Here is a 1,571-nt window from a genome sequence, read left to right as displayed (position 1 = left end):
TCCATTGTCGTATTCGCGCAGGACGTCTGGTGCATTACCGCTCGGGTTTGCCCCACGGCATTTCGGCAACCCCCGCCAGAAAGTTCTGCCCCGCGCACGATATAAAATTTTGTGCAGATCAGCGAGGGAATGAAGAACAATTTGTGATCGATAGCCTGAAAAATGACGCTACCCTGAGCTCCTTTGAGCGACGTACTCAGATCGGGATGGAACCCACTTGGCATATCCATCCCCACGCTTCGGTGCGCAGGATGAAATGCGACACCGGATATGTATTTACCCGAATCATCGAGGACGGGGAGTTGGCGGATTATTCAGAGCGGATTCATGAAAATGGGATCACGTGTATGAAATTGACTTCTGAAACACTCAGTCGTATGGATGCAGAAGTTTATGAAAATCAATGCCAGTTTGATGAGACCCTTGGTTTGGAGGCCTTCGCTCGTAATGAGAAAATCATTGCGCAGTCAACCTCTGACTACCACAATTTGATTCAGGACAATAATCCAGATAGTCCACAGGAGACTCGTTTTTCCAACCCTCTGTCCTTGTTTGACGAGTTGAGCCTGCTTGATATCAGCTCTAGCGAAAGTCAGCGGCAATTGTTGTCTGTTTTGAAGAAACGCTTTAGCCACTGGCCTGATGGGCGTCCGCTGGAACAGCTTTTTCGCAAATCCTGGTCACTCCTTTACCATGAGATAACCTGTAAAGGCAGCCAGTTTGACAAAGGCATCAAAAAACTCGTCAAGGTTTGTGGTGAAGAGGGCATACAGTTGTTGTTTGAGCAAAACCCACAACTGTTGAAGGGAAAGCTGGATTCCCTTGATGGTTTTAAGCTGAAAGGACGGGCGCATAATTTAAAAGGGATTGATTTCAGCGGCTGTTCAATGAAGGGGACAGTGTTTCAATCCATTTCATTTCATACGTGTAAATTCAATACAGAACAGTTAAACAGTGCCATTATTGAAAAGGGCATTTTCAGCGGATGTTCTTTTGAAGGTAAGCGGTTTTCATCATCGATATTAGGCAATGCCCATTTCCGCCCCGAAAGTGGTAAGGGTAACCAGATATCTGAAAGCACACACCAGCTTTCCCGAATCCTGCGTCAGTCGTGTGTCAATCAGCACAATGAGTTCAGTCTGCAACAATGGCTGGTGGTGATGGGGAAAAGTCATTATCTACGTTCCGGCTCAACACCGCTGGATGGTTTAAGTCGGACAATTCTGATCCGACATATTGACGAAATCAAGAGTTTTTATCCACAGCAACTACCTGGAATTATTCGTGGACTGTTTGGGATTGAATTTCAGAATATTACCAATGCAACAAATTTTGTCTGTAATAATCCGGAATTCTATGATCGCAAAATTAAAGATCTCAAAGATCTGTATTTTGAGTTCAGAACCGCCTTCCTGAAAGAAGGAAATTATCAGCGGGATTCAGGTAATCCATTTGAAAGATTATTTCTCCTCGATCCCGTTACGCACAATGATTATTCCCGGGAAGCAGTTTTGGCGTTGATGTTAAATGTTATTAACCTTGTTCTGTTCCCTGAATCGAATGATAAATAC

General features: G+C 44.4%; 1 protein-coding gene. It reads left to right on the top strand.

What is annotated here, in order from left to right; genetic code table 11:
• Nucleotides 1-1,571, top strand: a 1,571-nt coding sequence (locus KDK17_RS14100; RefSeq protein WP_257288323.1) for a hypothetical protein, incomplete at both ends; no start/stop codon positions are given.

The organism is Endozoicomonas sp. SESOKO2, assembly GCF_024606245.1.
GTDB lineage: Bacteria > Pseudomonadota > Gammaproteobacteria > Pseudomonadales > Endozoicomonadaceae > Endozoicomonas_A.
The sequence above is the reverse complement of the archived record's forward strand: the minus strand, read 5'-3'. Positions and strand labels throughout refer to the sequence as shown.